This is a genomic window from Pseudomonas sp. NBRC 111139, assembly GCF_001753955.1.
GTDB classification, from domain to species: domain Bacteria; phylum Pseudomonadota; class Gammaproteobacteria; order Pseudomonadales; family Pseudomonadaceae; genus Aquipseudomonas; species Aquipseudomonas alloputida.
On record NZ_BCBP01000017.1, the window covers coordinates 64,777 to 83,353 of the forward strand.

Annotated in this window: 17 protein-coding genes; 9 read left to right on the plus strand and 8 right to left on the minus strand. The window is 64.0% G+C overall.

Going from position 1 to position 18,577, the window contains the following annotated elements; all coding sequences use genetic code 11:
* Positions 1-8 precede the first annotated feature (8 nt).
* Complete coding sequence (gene nosP, locus BJQ17_RS03010) at positions 9-1,172, plus strand: nitric oxide-sensing protein NosP (protein ID WP_003254110.1); 1,164 nt, start codon at positions 9-11, stop codon at positions 1,170-1,172.
* On the plus strand, positions 1,141-3,039 hold the full coding sequence (locus BJQ17_RS03015; RefSeq protein WP_014860443.1) for a NahK/ErcS family hybrid sensor histidine kinase/response regulator: 1,899 nt from the start codon (positions 1,141-1,143) through the stop codon (positions 3,037-3,039). The genes nosP and BJQ17_RS03015 overlap by 32 nt, the downstream gene beginning before the upstream one ends.
* Positions 3,040-3,084: 45 nt before the next feature.
* Here the strand turns inward: BJQ17_RS03015 and BJQ17_RS03020 are convergent, their stop codons facing one another.
* The 6 genes from BJQ17_RS03020 to BJQ17_RS03045 form a co-directional block, all read right to left on the minus strand.
* Entirely contained in the window at positions 3,085-3,750 is a 666-nt protein-coding gene (locus tag BJQ17_RS03020; protein ID WP_003254108.1) for a response regulator transcription factor, read from the minus strand.
* 54 nt (positions 3,751-3,804) lie between these two features.
* Entirely contained in the window at positions 3,805-4,365 is a 561-nt protein-coding gene (locus BJQ17_RS03025; protein ID WP_003254107.1) for a PQQ-dependent catabolism-associated CXXCW motif protein, read from the minus strand.
* Positions 4,366-4,631: 266 nt separating this feature from the next.
* Positions 4,632-5,423, minus strand: a complete 792-nt coding sequence (locus BJQ17_RS03030; RefSeq protein WP_003254106.1) for an ABC transporter permease — start codon at positions 5,421-5,423, stop codon at positions 4,632-4,634.
* The gene (locus BJQ17_RS03035) at positions 5,420-6,160 is read right to left on the minus strand and encodes an ABC transporter ATP-binding protein (protein WP_003254104.1); all 741 of its coding nucleotides are present in this window, start codon (positions 6,158-6,160) and stop codon (positions 5,420-5,422) included. The genes BJQ17_RS03030 and BJQ17_RS03035 overlap by 4 nt, the downstream gene beginning before the upstream one ends.
* A complete protein-coding gene (locus BJQ17_RS03040) occupies positions 6,157-7,146 on the minus strand; it encodes a YVTN family beta-propeller repeat protein (RefSeq protein ID WP_054888204.1) in 990 nt (329 codons plus the stop codon). The genes BJQ17_RS03035 and BJQ17_RS03040 overlap by 4 nt, the downstream gene beginning before the upstream one ends.
* 30 nt (positions 7,147-7,176) lie before the next feature.
* On the minus strand, positions 7,177-8,370 hold the full coding sequence (locus BJQ17_RS03045) for an ABC transporter substrate-binding protein (protein WP_003254101.1): 1,194 nt from the start codon (positions 8,368-8,370) through the stop codon (positions 7,177-7,179).
* 150 nt (positions 8,371-8,520) lie between these two features.
* Here BJQ17_RS03045 and BJQ17_RS03050 point away from each other — a divergent pair, with 150 nt between their 5' ends.
* Positions 8,521-9,798, plus strand: a complete 1,278-nt coding sequence (locus tag BJQ17_RS03050) for a histidine kinase (protein WP_070095501.1) — start codon at positions 8,521-8,523, stop codon at positions 9,796-9,798.
* On the plus strand, positions 9,795-10,433 hold the full coding sequence (locus BJQ17_RS03055) for a response regulator transcription factor (RefSeq protein WP_003254098.1): 639 nt from the start codon (positions 9,795-9,797) through the stop codon (positions 10,431-10,433). The genes BJQ17_RS03050 and BJQ17_RS03055 overlap by 4 nt, the downstream gene beginning before the upstream one ends.
* 205 nt (positions 10,434-10,638) lie before the next feature.
* Here the strand turns inward: BJQ17_RS03055 and BJQ17_RS03060 are convergent, their stop codons facing one another.
* Positions 10,639-11,298 carry a pentapeptide repeat-containing protein gene (locus tag BJQ17_RS03060; protein ID WP_070095502.1) on the minus strand — a complete coding sequence of 220 codons (660 nt, stop codon included), beginning with the start codon at positions 11,296-11,298 and terminating at the stop codon, positions 10,639-10,641.
* A 66-nt stretch (positions 11,299-11,364) separates the two neighbouring features.
* Positions 11,365-13,260, minus strand: a complete 1,896-nt coding sequence (gene exaA / locus BJQ17_RS03065; protein WP_012052783.1) for a quinoprotein ethanol dehydrogenase — start codon at positions 13,258-13,260, stop codon at positions 11,365-11,367.
* A gap of 254 nt (positions 13,261-13,514) precedes the next feature.
* On the opposite strand from exaA, the gene pedF reads away from it, so the two are divergent.
* The 5 genes from pedF (at position 13,515) to pedH (ending at position 18,571) form a co-directional block, all read left to right on the plus strand.
* Complete coding sequence (gene pedF / locus BJQ17_RS03070) at positions 13,515-13,976, plus strand: cytochrome c-550 PedF (RefSeq protein WP_014860448.1); 462 nt, start codon at positions 13,515-13,517, stop codon at positions 13,974-13,976.
* 5 nt (positions 13,977-13,981) lie between these two features.
* A complete protein-coding gene (locus tag BJQ17_RS03075) occupies positions 13,982-14,857 on the plus strand; it encodes an ABC transporter substrate-binding protein (protein ID WP_012052781.1) in 876 nt (291 codons plus the stop codon).
* A gap of 8 nt (positions 14,858-14,865) precedes the next feature.
* The gene (locus BJQ17_RS03080) at positions 14,866-15,627 is read left to right on the plus strand and encodes a quinoprotein dehydrogenase-associated SoxYZ-like carrier (RefSeq protein ID WP_060538204.1); all 762 of its coding nucleotides are present in this window, start codon (positions 14,866-14,868) and stop codon (positions 15,625-15,627) included.
* 38 nt (positions 15,628-15,665) lie between these two features.
* Entirely contained in the window at positions 15,666-16,589 is a 924-nt protein-coding gene (locus BJQ17_RS03085) for a quinoprotein relay system zinc metallohydrolase 1 (protein ID WP_070095503.1), read from the plus strand.
* Between the two features lie 194 nt (positions 16,590-16,783).
* Positions 16,784-18,571: a PQQ-dependent alcohol dehydrogenase PedH gene (gene pedH, locus BJQ17_RS03090; RefSeq protein ID WP_003254089.1), complete on the plus strand. Its 1,788-nt coding sequence runs from the start codon at positions 16,784-16,786 to the stop codon at positions 18,569-18,571.
* Positions 18,572-18,577: the final 6 nt, after the last annotated feature.

The window sequence follows — 18,577 nt, forward strand, 5'->3', positions numbered from 1 at the left end:
AGACCACGATGCAGCAGGCTCATAACGACGGTGTGGTCAGTGCCATGTCGCAGGCTACCGACGCACGGCTGGCCGCTCAGGACCTGGCGCGGCAGTTGCTGCACCCGCACCTGGGGTTCGTGCTGTTCTTCTGCTCCGCCGAATACGACTTGCAGGCTTTGGGCGAAGCGTTGGAACAAGACTTTGGCGGCATACGCCTGGTCGGCTGCACCAGCGCCGGTGAAATCACCCCGCTGGGCTACGGCCGCAATTGCGTGACGGCGGTGGGCTTCGATCACCGGCACTTTTCGATCGCCACCGCGTTGATCGATGAGATGGAGCGCTTCAGCCTGATCGACGCGCAGCAGATGGTCGAGCGGCTGGTCGGCACCTGCCGCAGCAATACCCTGGCGCCAATCAAGGGCCACAGCTTTGCACTCACGCTGCTCGATGGCTTGTCCAGCCGCGAGGAGATGGTGCTTGCCGCACTCAGCGCAGCACTGGGGGATATCCCGCACTTCGGCGGCTCGGCCGGTGACGACAACTACCTGAACCGCACCCATGTGTATTACGGCGGTACATTCCACAACGGTGCAGCCGTGGTGGTGCTGGTCAACACCTGGCTCGACTTCGAAGTGTTCACCACGCATCACATCCTGCCGCGCCAGGAAAAGCTGGTGGTCACCGGTGCCGACAGCGCCCAGCGCCGGGTTTTCGAACTGAATGCCGAGCCGGCGGCCGAGGAATATGCCCGCCACATCGGTGTGCCCGTGGCTGCGCTCGATCACCGGGTGTTCGCCGCCCACCCGCTGGCCGTGCGCATTCATGATCAGTACTACGTGCGGGCGATCCAGCAAATGCACCCTGACCTCAGCTTGAGCTTCTACTGCGCGGTGGAGAACGGCATCGTGCTCACGGCCATGACCCCGGGCCCGCTGTTGCCGAACCTGCACCAGCTGTTCGATGGCCTGCACCAGCGTCTCGGACCGTTGCTGCTGACCATCGGTTGTGATTGTTTCCTGCGGCGGCTGGAACTGGAGGCCCACCACGGCCTGGAGCCGGTCGGCGCGTTCCTGCGCGAGCAACGGGTGATCGGCTTCAACACCTACGGAGAACAGTTCAATGGCATGCACATCAACCAGACCTTCACCGGGGTCGCCATTGCCCGCAACCGGCCTCCTGTCGGTCGCTGAACTGCAGGCCGAGCTGACCCGGCTGCAGCACCAGAACCACAAGCTGCAGCGCATCAATGACGCACTGATCGAGCGCATCGAATCGGGCGTGACCCGGGGCAACGACCCATACGCCGCGTTCCAGCATTCAGTGGTGCTGGCCGAGCAGGTGCGCGAACGCACCGATGCGTTGAACCAGGCCATGGCCGAGCTCAAGGCCGTCAACCGCCTGCTCAGCGAGGCCCGGCAGCGGGCTGAGACGGCCCATCAGCACCAGATTCGCCTGATTACCGACAACGTCCCGGCGCTGATCGCCTACCTGAACGCCGATCTGGTCTACGAATTCACCAACAAGGTTTACGAGGAGTGGTATTGCTGGCCGCATGGCGTGATGCTGGGCCAGAGCCTGCGCGAGGCCCACAGCGAGCAGCATTACCAGCGCCTGGAAGGCTACGTGGCGCGGGCGCTGGCGGGGGAGAGCGTAACGTTCGAGTTCGCCGAGACCAATATCAACGGCCAGGAACGCTACATGCTGCGCTCCTACGTGCCGAACCGCCTGGCCAGTGGCGAAGTGGTGGGTATCTTCGTGCTGATCCGCGACATCACCGAGCGCCGCAACACCGCACAGGCGTTGCACCAGGCGTATCAACACCTGGAGCAACGGGTGCGCGAGCGCACTGCCGAACTGACCAGCCTCAACGACCAGTTGCTGCGCGAAATCGAAGAGCGCAGCCAGGCCGAGTCGCGTCTGCGCGAGGCCAAGCGCGAGGCCGAGCAGGCCAACCTGTCGAAAACCAAGTTCCTGGCTGCGGTCAGCCATGACTTGCTGCAACCGCTGAACGCGGCGCGGCTGTTCACCAGTGCATTGCTTGAGCGCGACGAACCGCAAAACGCTGCCCACCTGGTGCGAAATGTCAGCAATTCACTGGAGGATGTGGAAAACCTGTTGGGTACCCTGGTGGATATTTCCAAGCTCGATGCCGGGGTGATCAAGGCCGATGTCGCCCCGTTTGCCCTCCACGAACTGATGGACAACCTGGCTGCCGAATACGCCCAGGTGGCGCGTAGCGAAGGGTTAGAGCTGCATTTTGTGGGGTGTTCTGCCGTCGTGCGCAGTGACATCCAGCTGCTGGCGCGCATCCTGCGCAACCTGCTCAGCAATGCTATCCGCTACACCCGCAGCGGGCGCGTGGTGCTGGGGTGTCGGCGCCAGCGCGGTGGCGTGCGGATTGAAGTGTGGGACAGCGGCATCGGCATTGCCGAAGAACACCTGGAAGACATGTTCCTGGAGTTCAAACGGGGTGATGTGCAGCGCCCGGACCAGGACCGTGGGCTGGGCCTGGGCCTGGCAATCGTGGAGAAGATCGCCGGCATCCTCGGCCACCGGATCCGCGTGCGGTCATGGCTGGGCAAAGGCTCGGTGTTCGCTGTCGAGGTGCCGCTGAGCGCCACTGCACCCAAGGCCCAGCCGAGCCAGGCGATCTGCGAGCCAATGCTCGAACGCCTGCGCGGGGCGCGGGTGTGGGTACTGGATAACGATGCGGCGATTTGCGCGGGCATGCGCACCTTGCTGGAAGGTTGGGGCTGCCGGGTGGTCACTGCGCTGTCGGAGGAAGACCTGGCGCGCCAGGTGGACAACTACCACGCCGAGGCCGACCTGCTGATTGCCGACTACCACCTGGACAATGACTGCAATGGTGTCGACGCCGTAGCGCGGATCAATGCCCGCCGCGCCCAGCCGCTACCGGCGCTGATGATCACGGCCAACTACAGCAACGATCTCAAACAGCAGATCCGCGAGCTGGGTCACACGCTGATGCACAAGCCCGTAAGGCCGATGAAACTCAAGACGGCGATGAGCCATCTGCTGGCCAGTGGCGTGGCATAGCGGTTGGCCGCTTCGCGGGTTTACCCGCGAAGCGGCCGGAACAGGTCAACGGCGCAGATAATCAGCAAAATCGATATCGCCAGCACTGAGGATGGCTTGTACCCGGTTGTGCACATTGAGTTTGCGCAAGATCGCCGAAACGTGGGCCTTGACTGTGGTTTCGGCGATGTCCAGCGTGTAGGCGATCTGCTTGTTCGATTCGCCTTTGGTCATGCGCTCGAGCACCAGCAGTTGCTTGCGGGTCAGGGCCTGGAGCATTTCCGGCGGGAAGCTCGGGGCATCGTTATGGCGCCGGCTGGTACTGCTTTTTTGCGCGCGGATGATGTCTGGCGGCAGGTAGACATTGCCATTGAGGATCTGCTCGATCGCTTCGATCATCTGTGAGCGTGGCGACGACTTGGTGATGAAGCCCACGGCACCGTAGGTAATGGCCTGCAGCACGATCTGCTTTTCCTGCTCGGCCGAAACGATGACCACCGGCGTGGTCGGCGCCTCGTTGCGCAGGGTGATCAGGCCATTGAGGCCGTGCATGCCGGGCATGTTCAGGTCGAGCAGGATCAGGTCGAGGTCGTCATGCGCCTGGGTCAGGGCCAGGGCGCTTTCAAGGTCGGCGGTCTCCATGACCTCGCTGCCCTGGAAACCATCGCTGATGACATTGTGGATGGCTTCGCGAAACAGGGGGTGATCGTCGGCAATCAGAATTTTGTACATGGCCTTTTCACCTTGTTTTTATTGGATGGAGCGGGGCACGCATACACAGGCATTTCAGGGGAACGGCACCGGTTGTGCCGGCTGCAATGGCAGGTTGGCTTGCTGCCATGCATCCAGGCCGTCGCGGTACCAATACAGGTTGTTATAGCCCAAGGCTTTCGCGCGTTTTACCGCGTTCCAGCTTAACCAGCAATCGGAGCGGCAGTAAAAGACCAGTGGTTGGTCCGGGTGCCCGGCCGTGGCTTTTTGCAGGTTACGCACGAAGTAGTCCTGCCATGCCGGGCTCAGTTCGCCATCGCCAGTGTTGGCCAGCCACAGGCTGCCGGGGAGGTTGCTGTGTGGTTCGTCTTCGATGAAACGACCTTGCAGCCATTGGCGGCGATAGACGTCGATCAGCACCGGCCTGGGCGTCTGGCCCAGCAGGCTTTGCAAAGTGGCGGTGTCGACGACCTGGCCGCCTTCGACCTGTTGCGGGGTCGGGCTGCGATAGTGCGTGCTGCGATAGCCGTCGGCGGAGAACAGCGGCGCCGTGTCAGCCTGGGCAATGCCTAGCGTCAGGCTCAGCGAAAGTACCGCCAGCAAAGGGCGTGGCAGCCGGGGCAGGGCACGTGGCATGGAGGTTTTTCCTTTTTGTTATGGACTCATTACATGCCAGTGGCGGTGCTTTGTGAATGCGACGATAGACAGTAAATGCAGTACTAAAGTAGTAGATGGCCGGGCGCCTGAAGGCAGGGAGACGCCCAAGGTGTGGGAGCGGCCTTGTGTCGCGAAAGGGCTGCGCAGCAGCCCCGGCAATGTGTGCGGTGCAGCTGAAATCTAGGGGCCGCTTTGCGGCCCAATCGCGACACAAGGCTGCTCCCACACGCGTTGCACGCCAGGTTTCAGCGCGGCTTGCGCAGCGCTGCATGCTGGGGGTTGAAGGTGAGGATCGCCAGCAGGGTGAACAGCCCGGTCAAGCCCAGGCACACCGCCAGCGCCAGCAGGTTCAACCGCTCATAAAGTGCAAACCGCACCAGCTCTACGGCATGGGTGAACGGGTTCACAGCACACAGCCAGTACAACCACTGGCTGGCCTCGCGCATTTTCCACAACGGGTACAGCGCCGACGACAGGAAGAACAGCGGGAAGATCACGAAGTTCATCACCCCGGCGAAGTTCTCCAGCTGGCGGATGGCGTTCGACAGCAATAGCCCCAAGGCACTGAGCATGAAGGCCACCAGCAGCAACGCTGGCAGCGCCATCAGCAGGCCTGCAGCCGGTGGCTGTACCCCGTATAACCAGGCGATGGTGAGGAAGGCATAGACTTGCAGCAGTGAAATCAATGAAGTTGCCAGCAGTTTGCTGCCCAGCAGGAACGGGCGTGGCAGCGGGCTGGTCAGCAACACGCGCATGCTGCCCATCTCGCGGTCGTAGACCATCGACAGCGAGCCCTGCATGCCGTTGAACAGCAGAATCATGCAGGCCAGGCCGGGGATGATGTACACCTCGTAGGGGATGTAGGTGTCGTAGGGCTCGATGATGGCAATGCCCAGCGCTGCGCGAAAGCCGGCAGCGAACACCAGCAACCACAGCAGCGGGCGCACCAGCGCGCTGAGCAGGCGTGTACGCTGCAGCACGAAGCGCAGCCATTCGCGCAGCATGATGCCGTTGAAACATTGCCAGTAAGCGTTCATCGGGCGTTGGCTCCTGAGGGGGCGTTGGTCAAGCGGGCAAAGGCGTGATCGAGGTCACCGCCGTGCTCAAGGCTCAGCGCATCGGCGGTGCCACTGGCCACCAGGCGCCCCTGATGCAGAATCAACAAATCATCGCTGGGCTGCACTTCGTCCAGCAGGTGAGTGGCCCACAGCACACTGAGCTGCTGCTCGCGGCACAACCGGCGCAGGTGCTGGTTAAGCGCCAGGCGGCTGGCCGGGTCGAGGCCGACGCTGGCTTCGTCCAGCAGCAGCAGGCGCGGTTCATGCAGCAGCGCCCGAGCAATTTCCACCCGCCGCCGATGGCCGATGTTCAGCTCACGCACACGATCGCGCCGGCGTTCGCCAAGGCCTTGGCGGGCCAGTTCGGCTTCGACCCGCAGGTGGCTCTGACGCCGCGACAGGCCATGCAAGGCGGCGTGGTAGCGCAGGTTCTGCTCAACGCTCAGGTCCAGGTCCAGGGTGCTTTGCTGAAACACTACGCCCAGCTGGCGCAAGGCCGGGCGTGCAGCGTTGCGTAATGAGCAGCCGCACACGCGGATGTCGCCATGCTGCAGGTCGTACAGGCGCGTGAGCAGGGCGATCAAGGTCGACTTGCCGGCACCATTGGGGCCCAGCAATGCGGCGAAGCGCCCAGGTGCCAGGCTGAAACCGACCTGCCTGAGTGCCTCGCGCTGGCCATAGGCAAAGCTCACGTCACTGACGTCGAGGGCATTCATGGTGTCACCACCACGCCCCAGGGGTAGCGCCCGACTTTCACCGACTTGAGCACTTTGAGCTGCTTCACATCGATGACCGAAACGTCACCGCTGACACCGTTGGTGGCCAGCAACTGGCGCTGGTCCGGGGTGAATGCCAGCTGCCAGACCCGCCGCCCGACCAGCAGGTAGTCGAGCACATCAAAGGTCTTGGCATCGATCACCGCCACGTGGTTGGCCGGGCCCAAGGCGACGAAGGCGTACTTGCCATCGGCGCTGAGCTTGATGCCCACTGGCTGGACTTTGTCCGGGTGCACGCCCTTGATCTGGAAATTCAGGGTTTTCAGCACCTGGCGCGTGGCCACGTCAAGTATGGTCACCGTGCCGCCGATTTCTGCCGAGGCCCACAGGCGCGAACCGTCTTTGCTGAACTCGACGAAGCGCGGGCGCTGGTCGACCAGCGTGCTGTCGGCCAGGGTCTGGGTGCTGGTGTCGATCCAGTGCAGCATGTTGGTGGTTTCACTGGTGTTGACCGCCCACTTGCCGTCAGGGCTGACCGCCATGCCTTCGGGTTCGATGCCGACTTCGATCTGCCCGAGCACCTTGTCGGTGACGGTGTCGATCACTGTCACCAGCGCATCGTCCTCGTTGGACACATACAGCCAGCGGTCGTTGGGGTGCAGGGCGAACTGCTCGGGGTCCTTGCCGGAAGGCAGCTCCTTGATGATCTTGCGTGTGGCCACGTCCATCACCTGCACCCGGTCCGAATCGCTGGCGCAGATGTACAGCAGCTTGCTGTCGTGTGACAGCAGCAAGCCACGCGGGCGCTGGCCCACCGGCAGGGTTTCGGTGACTTCCAGCGTTTGCATGTCGATCAGGCTGAGGCTGTTGTCCTTCTCGTTGGAGACCCAGGCGGTGGCAGCCATGGCGTGACTGCTGGCCAGCGCCAGGGCGCCCGACAGCAGGCTGGGGTAAATCAGGGCCCGGTGGAAGAGGGGGCGGCGCATGGCGGATTCCTTATTGTTGTGGTTGTCGGGTCAGGGGTAGCTACACGTCACTTCGGGCTTGTCATAGCCCAGGCTGTCCATTTCGTTGAAGGGATGCAGGAAGCCCTCCTGCGGCGAGGTGCTGACCAGGGCGCGGGGCTGAACCAACGGGATCGGCTGGCGCAGTTCGCCGTTCCACGGGCGGTAACTGAGCTTGCGCCCCTTGAAACCGTCCAGCGGCAACTGCTCGCTGAGCAGCAGTTGCTGCAGCGCGCGCGGTTCGGCCAGGCGCAGCTTGCTGGCCGCACTGGCGACACTGCGCACAGCCATCCAGGCGGCGAAGTCACGGTCATTCATCCAGCGCCCGGCCTGGGCCTCGAAGCGTTTTTGCAACTGCGCCGCCCCGAAGGTTTCCACCGTCTTGTGCCAGCCCGTGGGGGTCAGGCCCTGGGTACCGGCCACCGGGCGTGGATACCACGTCTGGTAGGGCAGGTACTCGCCGAAGTCACCGCGTTCGTCGGCCACCAGTACCACATCGTACTCGGCAGTCTGGGTGAACAGCGGCATGTCGGCCTGGGCGCTGCGGCGCTGGTCGTTATCGAAGGTCCAGGTTTTTTCCGCGACCAGTTGCACGCCAAAGCGCTTCACCGACCGCCGCAGGGCAGCGGCGTAAGCCTGGTCGTCCGGGGTCTGGCCGACCACCAGCAATGCCCGTTGCCATTTGCGCAGCACCAGAAACTGCGCCAAGGCATCGGCCAGCATGGCCCGGCTCGGCAGGCTGTGCAGGACATTGCCCAGGCACTGGCTGCTGCGCAGGCTGTCGTCGGGGCTGCCGGCGTTGAACAGCAGGCTGTCGGGCAGGGCGGCAGACAGCGCGCGCAGGCTGGCGGCCGGGGCATTCACCACGAACAGGCGCAGGCCTTGTTCATGCTGGGCCCTGGCGGCTTGCAGCAGGGCCTCGGGGCTGTCGACTTTGGCGCTGGTCAGCTGAAATTGCTGCTTCAGGAAGCGCCCGGTGCTGTTGCTGTCGACAATGGCCAGTTCGGCACCTTGGAGCCCGGCATCGCCGGGTTCGGGAATGACATTGGACAGCAGCGGGCCAGCGGCGGGGCGATAGCCCAGGTAGCCGATGCGTATGTGCAGCGGGGCTGCGGCCTGGCCCTGAGCGGCGGGCGCCTGGGGCGTAGCCAGCGTTGCGGCCAAGGCCAGCAGGCAGGTCAAGGCAAGGTGGGCAGGCTGGCGCATAACACACTCCACGGCAGATGGCGCCAGCATAGGAAGCCTGCCAGGAGGGGGGAATATGCAGAAAGTAGCGCTCGGCCGGTACCAAGGTAGTAATTCAGTGCGCAGGCCGCAGTTTTACGATGGTCCACAACGGCCTGAGGAGAACCGCTTGTGCGCCTTGTCAACTTGTCGGCCCTGTGGCGAGTCAACCTCTGGGTCACGTTATGCTTCGCCTTGGTGACGCTGGCTTGTGCCGGGGTGCTGTTGCACCAGGCGGTGGCCGACGTCGAGCGTGAGTTGCAGTCAGCCGAAGCCGTGGTGGCATACCTGGGCGACACCGCCGAACGCGACCCGGCAAACCTGCAGCCCGGCTTGACCAAGAGCCTGCGCCATGTGCGGGTGCATTGGCTGGCAGCAGGTGAGGTGCCAAGGCTGCCGCAAGAGGCCGGTATGGATGCCTGGCTCGGCCGCCAGTTGTTCGGCGAGCGCTACCACAGCAGCCGGCTGCTGGACTTGAGTGATGGCCGTCGCGTGTTGATTGCCGTGGATGCGCGGGATGAAATCGATGAAGTCTGGGACTCCCTGCAACAACTGCTTGTCGTTTGTGGCCTGGCGTTGTTGCTGAGCTTGTTGACCATCCGCTGGGCGGTACGGCGGGCCATGGGCCTGCTGGATGAGCTGCTGGGCGCCTTGCACCAGGTCTCAGGCGGGCAATTGACGGCACGCCTGCGCGAAGCCGGCCTGCCGGAAGCGCGCCAGCTGGCCAAACACTTCAACCGCATGGCCGCAACCCTGGAGCAGGCTCAGGCCGACAATGCCCACCTGACCCAGGCCCTGCTGGCGGTGCAGGAGCAGGAACGTACCCAGTTGGCGCAGACCCTGCACGATGATCTGGGGCAATACCTGGCAGGCATACGTGCCCAGCTATGCCTGCTGCGTATGGTGGCCGAACAGCCTGAAGTGGTGACGCAGACGGCGCAGGCCCTTGAATTCAATTGTGAGCGCCTGCAGCAGGGTTTTCGCGCGCTGGTGCACAACTTGTATCCGGTGGCGCTGCACTACATGCCGTTGGCCGAGGCCTTCGGGCTGTTGGTGAGCCAGTGGCAGGCCAGCCAGGGCATCGAATGCCGGCTGCGGGTTGGCGAGCACTTGCCGGCGCTGCCTGGGGCGAGCAGAACGCATTTGTACCGCTTGCTGCAGGAGGCGTTGACCAACGTCGCCCGGCATGCCGGTGCCAGCCAGGTGCGGGTGCGCCTGCAGCGCAGTACCAAGGGCTTGCGCCTGTTCATTCGCGACAACGGCTGCGGCGGGTGCCAGCCCCAGCGCCCAGGGGTAGGCCTGCACTCGATGGCCGAGCGCGCCCGCAGCCTTGGGGGGGAGTTACGCATTTTCAGCCGCCCGGGCGGTGGCTGGGCGCTGGCCCTTAACATTCCCGAGGAGGTGCGATGAATATCGTGTTGGTCGATGACCACGCCGTGGTCCGCCAGGGCTACGCCAGCTTGCTGCGGGCGGTGCTGCCATTGGTGCAGGTGCGTGAGGCCGCCAGTGGTGAAGAGGCGCTGGCCAGGGTACAGGAGCAGGTGCCCAACCTGGTGATCATGGACTTTGGCCTGCCCGGTATCAGTGGCCTGGAAACCACCCGCCGCCTGCGCCAGCGCCTGCCGCAGTTGCGGGTGCTGTTTTTCAGCATGCACGATGAACTGCCGCTGGTGCGCCAGGCGCTGGATGCGGGGGCTTCGGGTTACCTGACCAAGAACTCGGCGCCCGAGGTGCTGATCGAGGCGGTACAGCGGGTGTTGGCCGGGCATGCCTACATCGAGCAGCCCCTGGCCACCCAGCTGGCTTGCCTGTCACAGCAAAGCACCAGTGACCCCCGGTTGCAGCGCATGACCCAGCGCGAACTGGAGATATTCACGATGCTGGCCAAGGGTACCCCGGCGCGGGTGATTGCCGAGCAGTTGTGTATCAGTGCCAAGACTGTGTCCAACCACCTGACCTTGCTCAAGAGCAAGTTGCAGGTCAGCTCGCATGCCGAGCTGGTGCATCTGGGGATTGACCTGGGGGTGGTGCGGGTGGCGGGGTGAGGTATTTCATTGCACCTGTTGGGGCTGCGTCGCAGCCCTCCGCGCACAACGGAATGTGTCCAGCCCCCGACATGTGTCCACCCCCGAATCAGGCGTAGGAGCGGGTTTACCCGCGAATACGGTAGCGGCAGCAACAGTGAACGGCGGGTGGAAATTGGCCAGCAGGCCCGGCCCTTTCGCGGGTGAACCCGCGCCTACAGGCCGCTCATTTGTCCCAGGTTTCAGGGCACCCCTTGCACCCCTCCATGTTGGCCTCCTGAAAATTCCCGTAATGCTGCCGCGCCCCGCGCAAATCGGCGTGTGCCAGGTTGCTCTGGCCAAACTTGGCCTCCTGCAGGTTGGCATCGCCCAGGTTGGCCGCTTGCAGGTCGGCCTTGCTCAACCAGGCCATCTCCAGGTCCGCCGCCTGCAAGTTGGCCTGCTGCAGCTTTGCCCCGGACAGCCTGGCGAACTGCAGGTAGGCTGCGCGCAGGTCCGCCTTTTCAAACTGTGCACCCTGGGCGAACAAGCCCCAGCCTTGAATGGCCACCAGCCTGCTGTTGCTCAGGTCAGCCAGGCGCAGATTGCTCTGTTGCAGGCTGGCGCGGGTCAGGTTGGCACCTTGCAGGCGGGCTTTTTCCAGATTTGCCAGGTCCAGCTGGGCATGACGCAGGTCGGCATCGCGCAGGTCGGCACCGGCCAGGTTCATCTTGCGTAGGTCCTGGTTGGCCAGGTTGGCGCCGCGCAGGTTGGCCCCCGGGCACTGGCTGGCTTCGGCAATCACACAGCCGTTGATGGTCAAGGGGGTATCGTTGCCGGCGTCGTCGGCGCTCACTGCCAAGGCAGGGTATAGCGCCAGCAGCAAGGTAAAGGGCAGGTAATTCATGGCAAAAGCCTCTGGGCAGGAGAAGGGCAGAAACGGGGAGGGGCGCAGGCCGCTCCCCGCTGCAGGTCAACGCTGTGCAGTCTTGTTGTCCCAGCTCGGGATCTTGAACACCCAGAACGAACCACCCTGAGCCACCGGTTTGGTCAGCTCGGCCATGTCGCCGCCCCACAGTGGTACTGCACCGCCGTAGCCCACGGTCACGCCGATGTACTGCTCGCCGTCCTGTTCCCAGGTGATGGGCGGCGAGACGATGCCGCTGCCGGTCTGGAACTTCCACAGCTCTTTGCCCGTCTTGGCGTCGAAGGCCTTGAAGAAGCCGTCGCCGGTACCGGTGAACACCAGGTTGCCCTTGGTCGCCAACACCCCGGCCCATAACGGCAGGTGCTCCTTGTGTTCCCAGACCAGCTTGCCGGTGGTCGGGTCCATGGCGCGCAACGTGCCGACGTGGTCGTCGTACATGCGCTTGATACGGAAGCCCATGCCCAGATAAGCCGAGCCCTTCTTGTAGTTCACTTCCTCGGTCCAGTATTCCTCTTTCCACTGGTTGCCGGGGATGTAGAACAGCCCGGTGTCCTGGCTGTAGGCCATGGGGTTCCAGTTCTTGCCGCCCAGGAACGGTGGCGAGACTTCCACCGGCTTGCCCTTGGTTTCACCCGGCAGCGGCTTGGCCGGGCGTTGGCCGGGGTTTTCCACCGGGCGGCCGGTCTTCAGGTCGATATGGCTGGCCCAGGTGATGTTGTCGACGAAGGGGAAGGCGTTCTGCAGCTTGCCGTTGTTGCGGTCGACCACATAGAAGAAGCCGTTGCGGTCGGCGTGGGCGGTGGCCTTGACCACGTTGCCGTTCTTGTCCTTGTAGTCGAACAGCACCAGCTCGTTGTTGCCGGAGAAGTCCCAGGCATCGTTGGGGGTGTGCTGGTAGAACCACTTGACCTCGCCGGTACTCGGGTCGACGCCGACCTGGCCGGAGGTGTACAGGCTGTCGAAGTCATGCGGGTTGCCGTCTTTCGACGTGCGCGCCCAGGTATTCCAAGGGCCGGGGTTGCCAGCGCCGACAATGATGGTGTTGGTCTCGGGGTCGAAGCTCGCGCTTTGCCAAGGGGCTCCGCCGCCGTGGCTCCAGGCTTCGACCTTGCCGGTTTCGGTGGTTGGGTCGTCTGGCCAGGACGGCGCCTTGACGTCACCGGTCGGGGTGCTGTCCTTGCCGTTCAGGCGGCCCATGTGGCCCTCGACGAAGGGCCGCATCCACACTTCTTCACCGGTGTCCGGGTCGCGCGCGAACAGCTGGCCGACCACGCCGAATTCATCGCCGGAGCTGCCGTGGATCAGCAGCACCTTGCCGCTGGTCTTGTCCTTGATCAGCACTGGCGCACCGGTCATGGTGTAGCCGGCGCTGTGGTCGCCGAACTTCTTGTTCCACACCACTTTGCCGGTGCGCTTGTCGAGGGCGATGACACGCGCATCGAGGGTGCCAAAGTAGATCTTGTCGCCGTAGATCGCCGCCCCGCGGTTGACCACGTCGCAGCAGGGACGAATGTTGTCGGGCAGGCGGTGGTTGTAGGTCCACAGGCGTTTGCCGGTCTTGGCATCGAGGGCGAATACCCGTGAGTACGAGCCGGTGACGTAGACCACGCCATCGCTGACGATGGCCTGGGATTCCTGGCCGCGCTGCTTCTCGTCGCCGAAGGAGTAGGACCAGGCCGGGGTCAGCTTGAACACGTTCTTGTCATTGACCTGGGCCAGCGGGCTCCAGCGCTGGGCATTGGTGCCCATGCCGTACTGCAGCACGTCCTGGGTGGTCAGGTGGTCATTGGCGATGTCTTCCCAGGTGACGTTCTTGCCGGCAGGTGCAGCGGGTGTGCTGGCCGCTGTTGCCACATTGCCCAGGGCCAGGCTACCGGCTATCAGCAGGACGCGCACGCTCAGGGCCAGCGGGGAAAGGGCGGGTAGCGATCTTATTGTCATGGTTGCAGTTCCCAGTGGAGGTTTTGGCCTGCACAGGGTGGGGCGCAGCGGCCATCGCGGGATACGGAAAAAGTCCCGCCCTTGCCGGGAATAGTTCCCGCACGGCACCTCAATTGGCCCTTCGCCACAAGCCCTACTACCAAGGGATTAAGGCCCGGCCACCAAAGCAGCATTCGGCCGCCCGCGGGCTGTTTCTAAGATGGCGGCACGGCCTCTGTGGTTGAGGCTTTGTGTGCAAAGGTGAGGGCATAACAATGACAACAAAATGCAATGTGTTGCTTGCTGCTGGGTTGCTGGCCGCAGCCGTGCTGACCGGTACAGCCTGGGCCCATGGCAACGTGGTGCCCCAGGCAGTGGAGACCAAGGGCCTGACCCCGATCAAGGACACTGGCGTGAGCCTGGACGGCGACGGCTGGGCCGCGGTCAACCCGTACCGCAGCTCGCCCGAGCACGAAAAGGCCGTGGAAATCGGCGCCTCGGCCTACAACCAGAACTGCGCTGCCTGTCATGGCCTGGAGGCCAAGTCGGGTGGTATCGCCCCTGACTTGCGCATGCTCGATGCGGGTGATGCCGGCGATGAATGGTTCGTCGAGCGGGTACGCCACGGCGCGGTTCGCGACGGCCGCGTGTACATGCCGAAGATGGCCGACTACCTCAGCCAGGAAGCCCTGTGGGCGGTGCGCACCTACCTCGACAGCGTGCACGTCGAGGAGTGACGGCCATGCGTCTGTGGGCGGTGCTGTTGAGTGGCCTGCTGCTGTGTTGCGCGGCGGCCCAGGCGCAGGTGCGCAACTATGACGCGATCATCGCCGCCGGCGAGCTCAAGGTGGCAGTGTACAAGGATTTCGCCCCCTACAGTTTCCAGGACCACGGCCAGCCGCGTGGTGTCGATGTGGAGCTGGCGCAGGCCCTGGCCACGGCCTTGGGGGTACGCCTGCAACTGATCTGGGCGCCACCCGGAGAAAAGCTCGACGATGACCTGCGCGACTACATCTGGCGTGGCAGCCCGCTGCGTCATCAGCAATTGGCCGACCTGATGATGCGGGTGCCTTACGATCGCGCCTACGCGCAGCGGCGCAACGAGCTGGGGGAGCTGGAAAACGCCCAGGTGGTGATGTTCGGCCCCTATCAGCAGGAGCGTTGGCAGGTGGCCTACGATCGCCGTCGCCTGGCCTCGGTGGCCAGTGTCGCGGTATTCCAGCAGCATCCTATCGGGGTCGAGGTGGACAGCGTGCCGTCGTTCTACCTGACATCGGTGTTCAACGGCATGCTCAGCGCCAGGACCCACCATTACCCCAGCGTGCAGCAAGCTTTCGCTGCCATGCAGGCCGGCCAGGTGGACGCAGTGATGGCGATGCGCGGCGAGGTTGACTGGCAGCTGCACCAGGCCGCCGACCCGCAACTGGCCCTGGCAGAAAACGCCTACCCGAACCTTGGCAAACAGGCCTGGGAAATCGGCATGGCCGTACATGAAAGCAACCGGCAGCTGGCCTATGCCGTGGAGGAGGCCATGGAAGCGATGATTCGCGATGGCCGGCTCAAGGCGATGTATGCCGCATACGGCCTGCGTTACGAGGTCCCGGAGATGTATCAATAGGAGTGGCCATGAACTGGCAAGCAACTTTCCTACTGGCCTGCTGGATGCCCTGGGCCGCCCAGGCTGCGACACAAGGCACCCACACAGACCCGGTGCCTTCTGTGATGTGGGACTTCTACCACAAGCAGTTGCTGGGCCAGGCCGCGTTCGTCTTCGATGACCGGGTCAAGCTTCTGGCGCCGCCCTTTGCCGAGGATGCACGGCAGGTACCGCTGGAGATCGACGCCCGGGCGTTCACGGGCGATGTGGTGCGGATTATCGCCTGGGCAGAACTGAACCCTCTGCCGCGCATCGTCGACTTTCAGCCCGGCGAGCGCGTATTGCCCTGGTTGTCGATCCGCATCCGCATCGAACAGGCCACACCGTTGCGCGCCGCCGTACTGACACGCGATGGCCTGTGGCACGTTGGTTCGACCCTGATCGATGCTGCCGGCGGCGGTTGTACCGCACCCAGCGTGGTGCGCACCCAGCCCGGCTGGGAGGAGCACCTCGGGGAGGTGCTGGGCGGGCGCTACCCGCGTGGCGACAGCAGCCGCCTGCGCCTGCAGGTGGCCCACCCGATGGATAACGGCCTGGTCAGCGGCATTCCTGAATTCTTTCTCAACCATGCCGAGTTGCAAGGTGCAGATGGCCAGCGCCTGGCCAGCCTGGAGCTGTACCCGGCGGTCAGCGAAAACCCCAACCTGGGCTTTGACATTCAGGGCCCGGGGCCAACACGGCTGCTGTTGCAGGACAACAGCGGCAACCAGTTCGAGGCGGCGCTGCCCTGAGCGCGTTGTCTGATTTCACCCTGAACCGAGGCACCGTCATGCGTTGGATCCTGCTGTTGCTGCTGTGCCTGGGGCTGCCGGCCCAGGCTGATCTGACGTACCGGCTTACCCCCCGGCAGATCGCCGAGGGCACCTGGTTGCTGGAAGGCAGCACCGACAATTTCGCCAAGGCCAATGGCGGCAATGTGGTCAACACCGCGTTCATCGTCACCGACAGCGGTGTGGTGGTGATCGACAGCGGGCCGTCGAAGGGCTATGGCGAGGCATTGCGCAAGGCAATTGCCACCCTCACCGACAAGCCGGTAGTGGAGGTGCTGCTGACCCATCATCATCCTGACCATGTGCTGGGCAACCAAGCCTTTGCCGATGTGCCGATCGGTGCCCTGGCCGGCACCCGCGACCTGCTGCGCCAGCAAGGCGATGCCATGGCCGAGAACATGTATCGCCTGGTCGGCGACTGGATGCGCGGTACCGAGGTGGTGCTGCCGACCCGGCTGCTGCAGCCGGGCGTGCATGAGGTGGGTGGGCACCGCCTGAGGTTGCTGGGCCTGGGCGGGCATACGGGGGCCGACCTGGCGATTTTCGATGAAAAGACCGGCGTGCTGTTTGCCGGCGATCTGGTGTTCTACGAACGCGCCCTGACCACGCCCAACAGCCCGGGGCTGGACGTGTGGCTCAAGGACCTGGATACCCTGCAGGCACTGCCCTGGAAACAGCTTGTACCCGGGCATGGCCCCTTGGCCAGTGATGCGCAGCCGTTCGTGCAGATGCGTGACTACCTGGGCTGGCTCGATGGCCTGATGCGTGATGGCGCGGCGCGCGGTGACGACATGGCTGAGATGATCCGCAGCCCCATTCCCGAACGGTTTGCCGGGATCAGCCTGACGCGTTATGAGCTGATCCGCAGTGTCAGCCACCTGTACCCGCGTTACGAGCGCCAGCAGTTGCAGCGCTTGCCATGACATTTCGATGCCTGTGAGCCCCCGCGCCGTCCGTGCCGCGCTCTATGGCTGCCCCCGTCCATCGCTCAGGCCCCTACCAAGGAACTAGAAAACTCCGCACTGCGGGCAATTGTTGGCAATCGGGTCGGGACCAAGAATTCCCGGCACACCGGGAAATTTTCCCGGGCACAACAAAAAAACCAAAGGTAGCCGTCATGACCCGATCCCCACGTCGCCCCTTGTTCGCCGTGAGCCTGGTGCTCAGCGCCATGCTGCTTGCCGGCGCGGCGCACGCCGCTGTCAGCAATGAAGAAATCCTCCAGGACCCGAAGAACCCGCAGCAGATCGTGACCAATGGCCTGGGCGTCCAGGGCCAGCGCTACAGCCCGCTGGATCTGCTCAACGTCAATAACGTCAAGGAGCTGCGCCCGGTCTGGGCGTTTTCCTTCGGCGGGGAGAAGCAGCGCGGCCAGCAGGCCCAGCCGCTGATCAAGGACGGGGTGATGTACCTGACCGGCTCCTACTCGCGGGTGTTCGCCGTGGATGCCCGCACCGGCAAGAAACTGTGGCAATACGATGCACGTCTGCCGGATGACATCCGCCCTTGCTGCGACGTGATCAACCGCGGCGTCGCACTGTACGGCAACCTGGTGTTCTTCGGCACGCTGGACGCCAAGCTGGTGGCCCTGAACAAGGACACCGGCAAGGTGGTCTGGAGCAAGAAGGTCGCCGACCACAAAGAAGGCTACTCCATCAGTGCCGCGCCGATGATCGTCAATGGCAAGCTGATTACTGGCGTTGCCGGCGGCGAGTTCGGCGTGGTGGGCAAGATCCAGGCGTACAACCCGGAGAACGGCGAGCTGCTGTGGATGCGCCCCACCGTGGAAGGGCACATGGGCTATGTGTACAAGGACGGCAAGGCGATCGAGAACGGTATTTCCGGCGGTGAGGCGGGCAAGACCTGGCCTGGCGACCTGTGGAAGACCGGCGGCGCTGCGCCGTGGCTGGGTGGTTACTACGACCCGGAAACCAACCTGATCCTGTTTGGTACCGGTAACCCGGCCCCGTGGAACTCGCACCTGCGCCCCGGTGACAACCTGTACTCCTCCTCACGCCTGGCGCTGAACCCTGACGACGGCACCATCAAGTGGCACTTCCAGAGCACGCCGCATGACGGCTGGGACTTCGACGGCGTCAACGAGCTGATCTCGTTCAACTACAAGGACGGCGGCAAGGAGGTCAAGGCTGCCGCCACGGCCGACCGCAACGGTTTCTTCTACGTGCTCGATCGCACCAACGGCAAGTTCATCCGCGGCTTCCCCTTCGTTGACAAGATCACCTGGGCCACGGGCCTGGACAAGGACGGCCGGCCGATCTACAACGACGCCAGCCGCCCGGGTGCCCCCGGCAGCGAGGCCAAGGGCAGCTCGGTGTTCGTCGCGCCGGCCTTCCTCGGCGCCAAGAACTGGATGCCGATGGCCTACAACAAGGACACAGGGCTGTTCTACGTGCCGTCCAACGAGTGGGGCATGGACATCTGGAACGAAGGCATCGCCTACAAGAAAGGTGCGGCGTTCCTCGGCGCCGGCTTCACCATCAAGCCGCTCAATGAAGACTACATCGGCGTGCTGCGCGCCATCGACCCGATCAGCGGCAAGGAAGTGTGGCGCCACAAGAACTACGCGCCGCTGTGGGGCGGTGTGCTGACCACCAAGGGCAACCTGGTGTTCACGGGCACGCCAGAGGGCTTCCTGCAGGCATTCAACGCCAAGACCGGCGACAAGGTCTGGGAATTCCAGACCGGCTCAGGCGTGCTTGGCTCGCCCGTCACCTGGGAAATGGACGGCGAGCAATACGTTTCGGTGGTCTCCGGCTGGGGCGGCGCGGTGCCGCTGTGGGGCGGCGAAGTGGCCAAACGGGTCAAGGACTTCAACCAGGGCGGCATGCTCTGGACCTTCAAGTTGCCCAAGCAGTTGCAGCAAACGGCAAGCGCCAAGCCATAACGCCTG

Coding starts and splice junctions, on each gene's coding strand:
- BJQ17_RS03020 (WP_003254108.1), bottom strand. CDS start 3,750: ATGTACAAAATTCTGATTGCCGACGATCACCCCCTGTTTCGCGAAGCC.
- BJQ17_RS03060 (WP_070095502.1), bottom strand. CDS start 11,298: ATGAATTACCTGCCCTTTACCTTGCTGCTGGCGCTATACCCTGCCTTG.
- BJQ17_RS03030 (WP_003254106.1), bottom strand. CDS start 5,423: ATGAACGCTTACTGGCAATGTTTCAACGGCATCATGCTGCGCGAATGG.
- exaA (WP_012052783.1), bottom strand. CDS start 13,260: ATGACAATAAGATCGCTACCCGCCCTTTCCCCGCTGGCCCTGAGCGTG.
- BJQ17_RS03025 (WP_003254107.1), bottom strand. CDS start 4,365: ATGCCACGTGCCCTGCCCCGGCTGCCACGCCCTTTGCTGGCGGTACTT.
- BJQ17_RS03040 (WP_054888204.1), bottom strand. CDS start 7,146: ATGCGCCGCCCCCTCTTCCACCGGGCCCTGATTTACCCCAGCCTGCTG.
- BJQ17_RS03045 (WP_003254101.1), bottom strand. CDS start 8,370: ATGCGCCAGCCTGCCCACCTTGCCTTGACCTGCCTGCTGGCCTTGGCC.
- BJQ17_RS03055 (WP_003254098.1), top strand. CDS start 9,795: ATGAATATCGTGTTGGTCGATGACCACGCCGTGGTCCGCCAGGGCTAC.
- pedF (WP_014860448.1), top strand. CDS start 13,515: ATGACAACAAAATGCAATGTGTTGCTTGCTGCTGGGTTGCTGGCCGCA.
- BJQ17_RS03035 (WP_003254104.1), bottom strand. CDS start 6,160: ATGAATGCCCTCGACGTCAGTGACGTGAGCTTTGCCTATGGCCAGCGC.
- BJQ17_RS03075 (WP_012052781.1), top strand. CDS start 13,982: ATGCGTCTGTGGGCGGTGCTGTTGAGTGGCCTGCTGCTGTGTTGCGCG.
- BJQ17_RS03085 (WP_070095503.1), top strand. CDS start 15,666: ATGCGTTGGATCCTGCTGTTGCTGCTGTGCCTGGGGCTGCCGGCCCAG.
- BJQ17_RS03080 (WP_060538204.1), top strand. CDS start 14,866: ATGAACTGGCAAGCAACTTTCCTACTGGCCTGCTGGATGCCCTGGGCC.
- pedH (WP_003254089.1), top strand. CDS start 16,784: ATGACCCGATCCCCACGTCGCCCCTTGTTCGCCGTGAGCCTGGTGCTC.
- nosP (WP_003254110.1), top strand. CDS start 9: ATGCAGCAGGCTCATAACGACGGTGTGGTCAGTGCCATGTCGCAGGCT.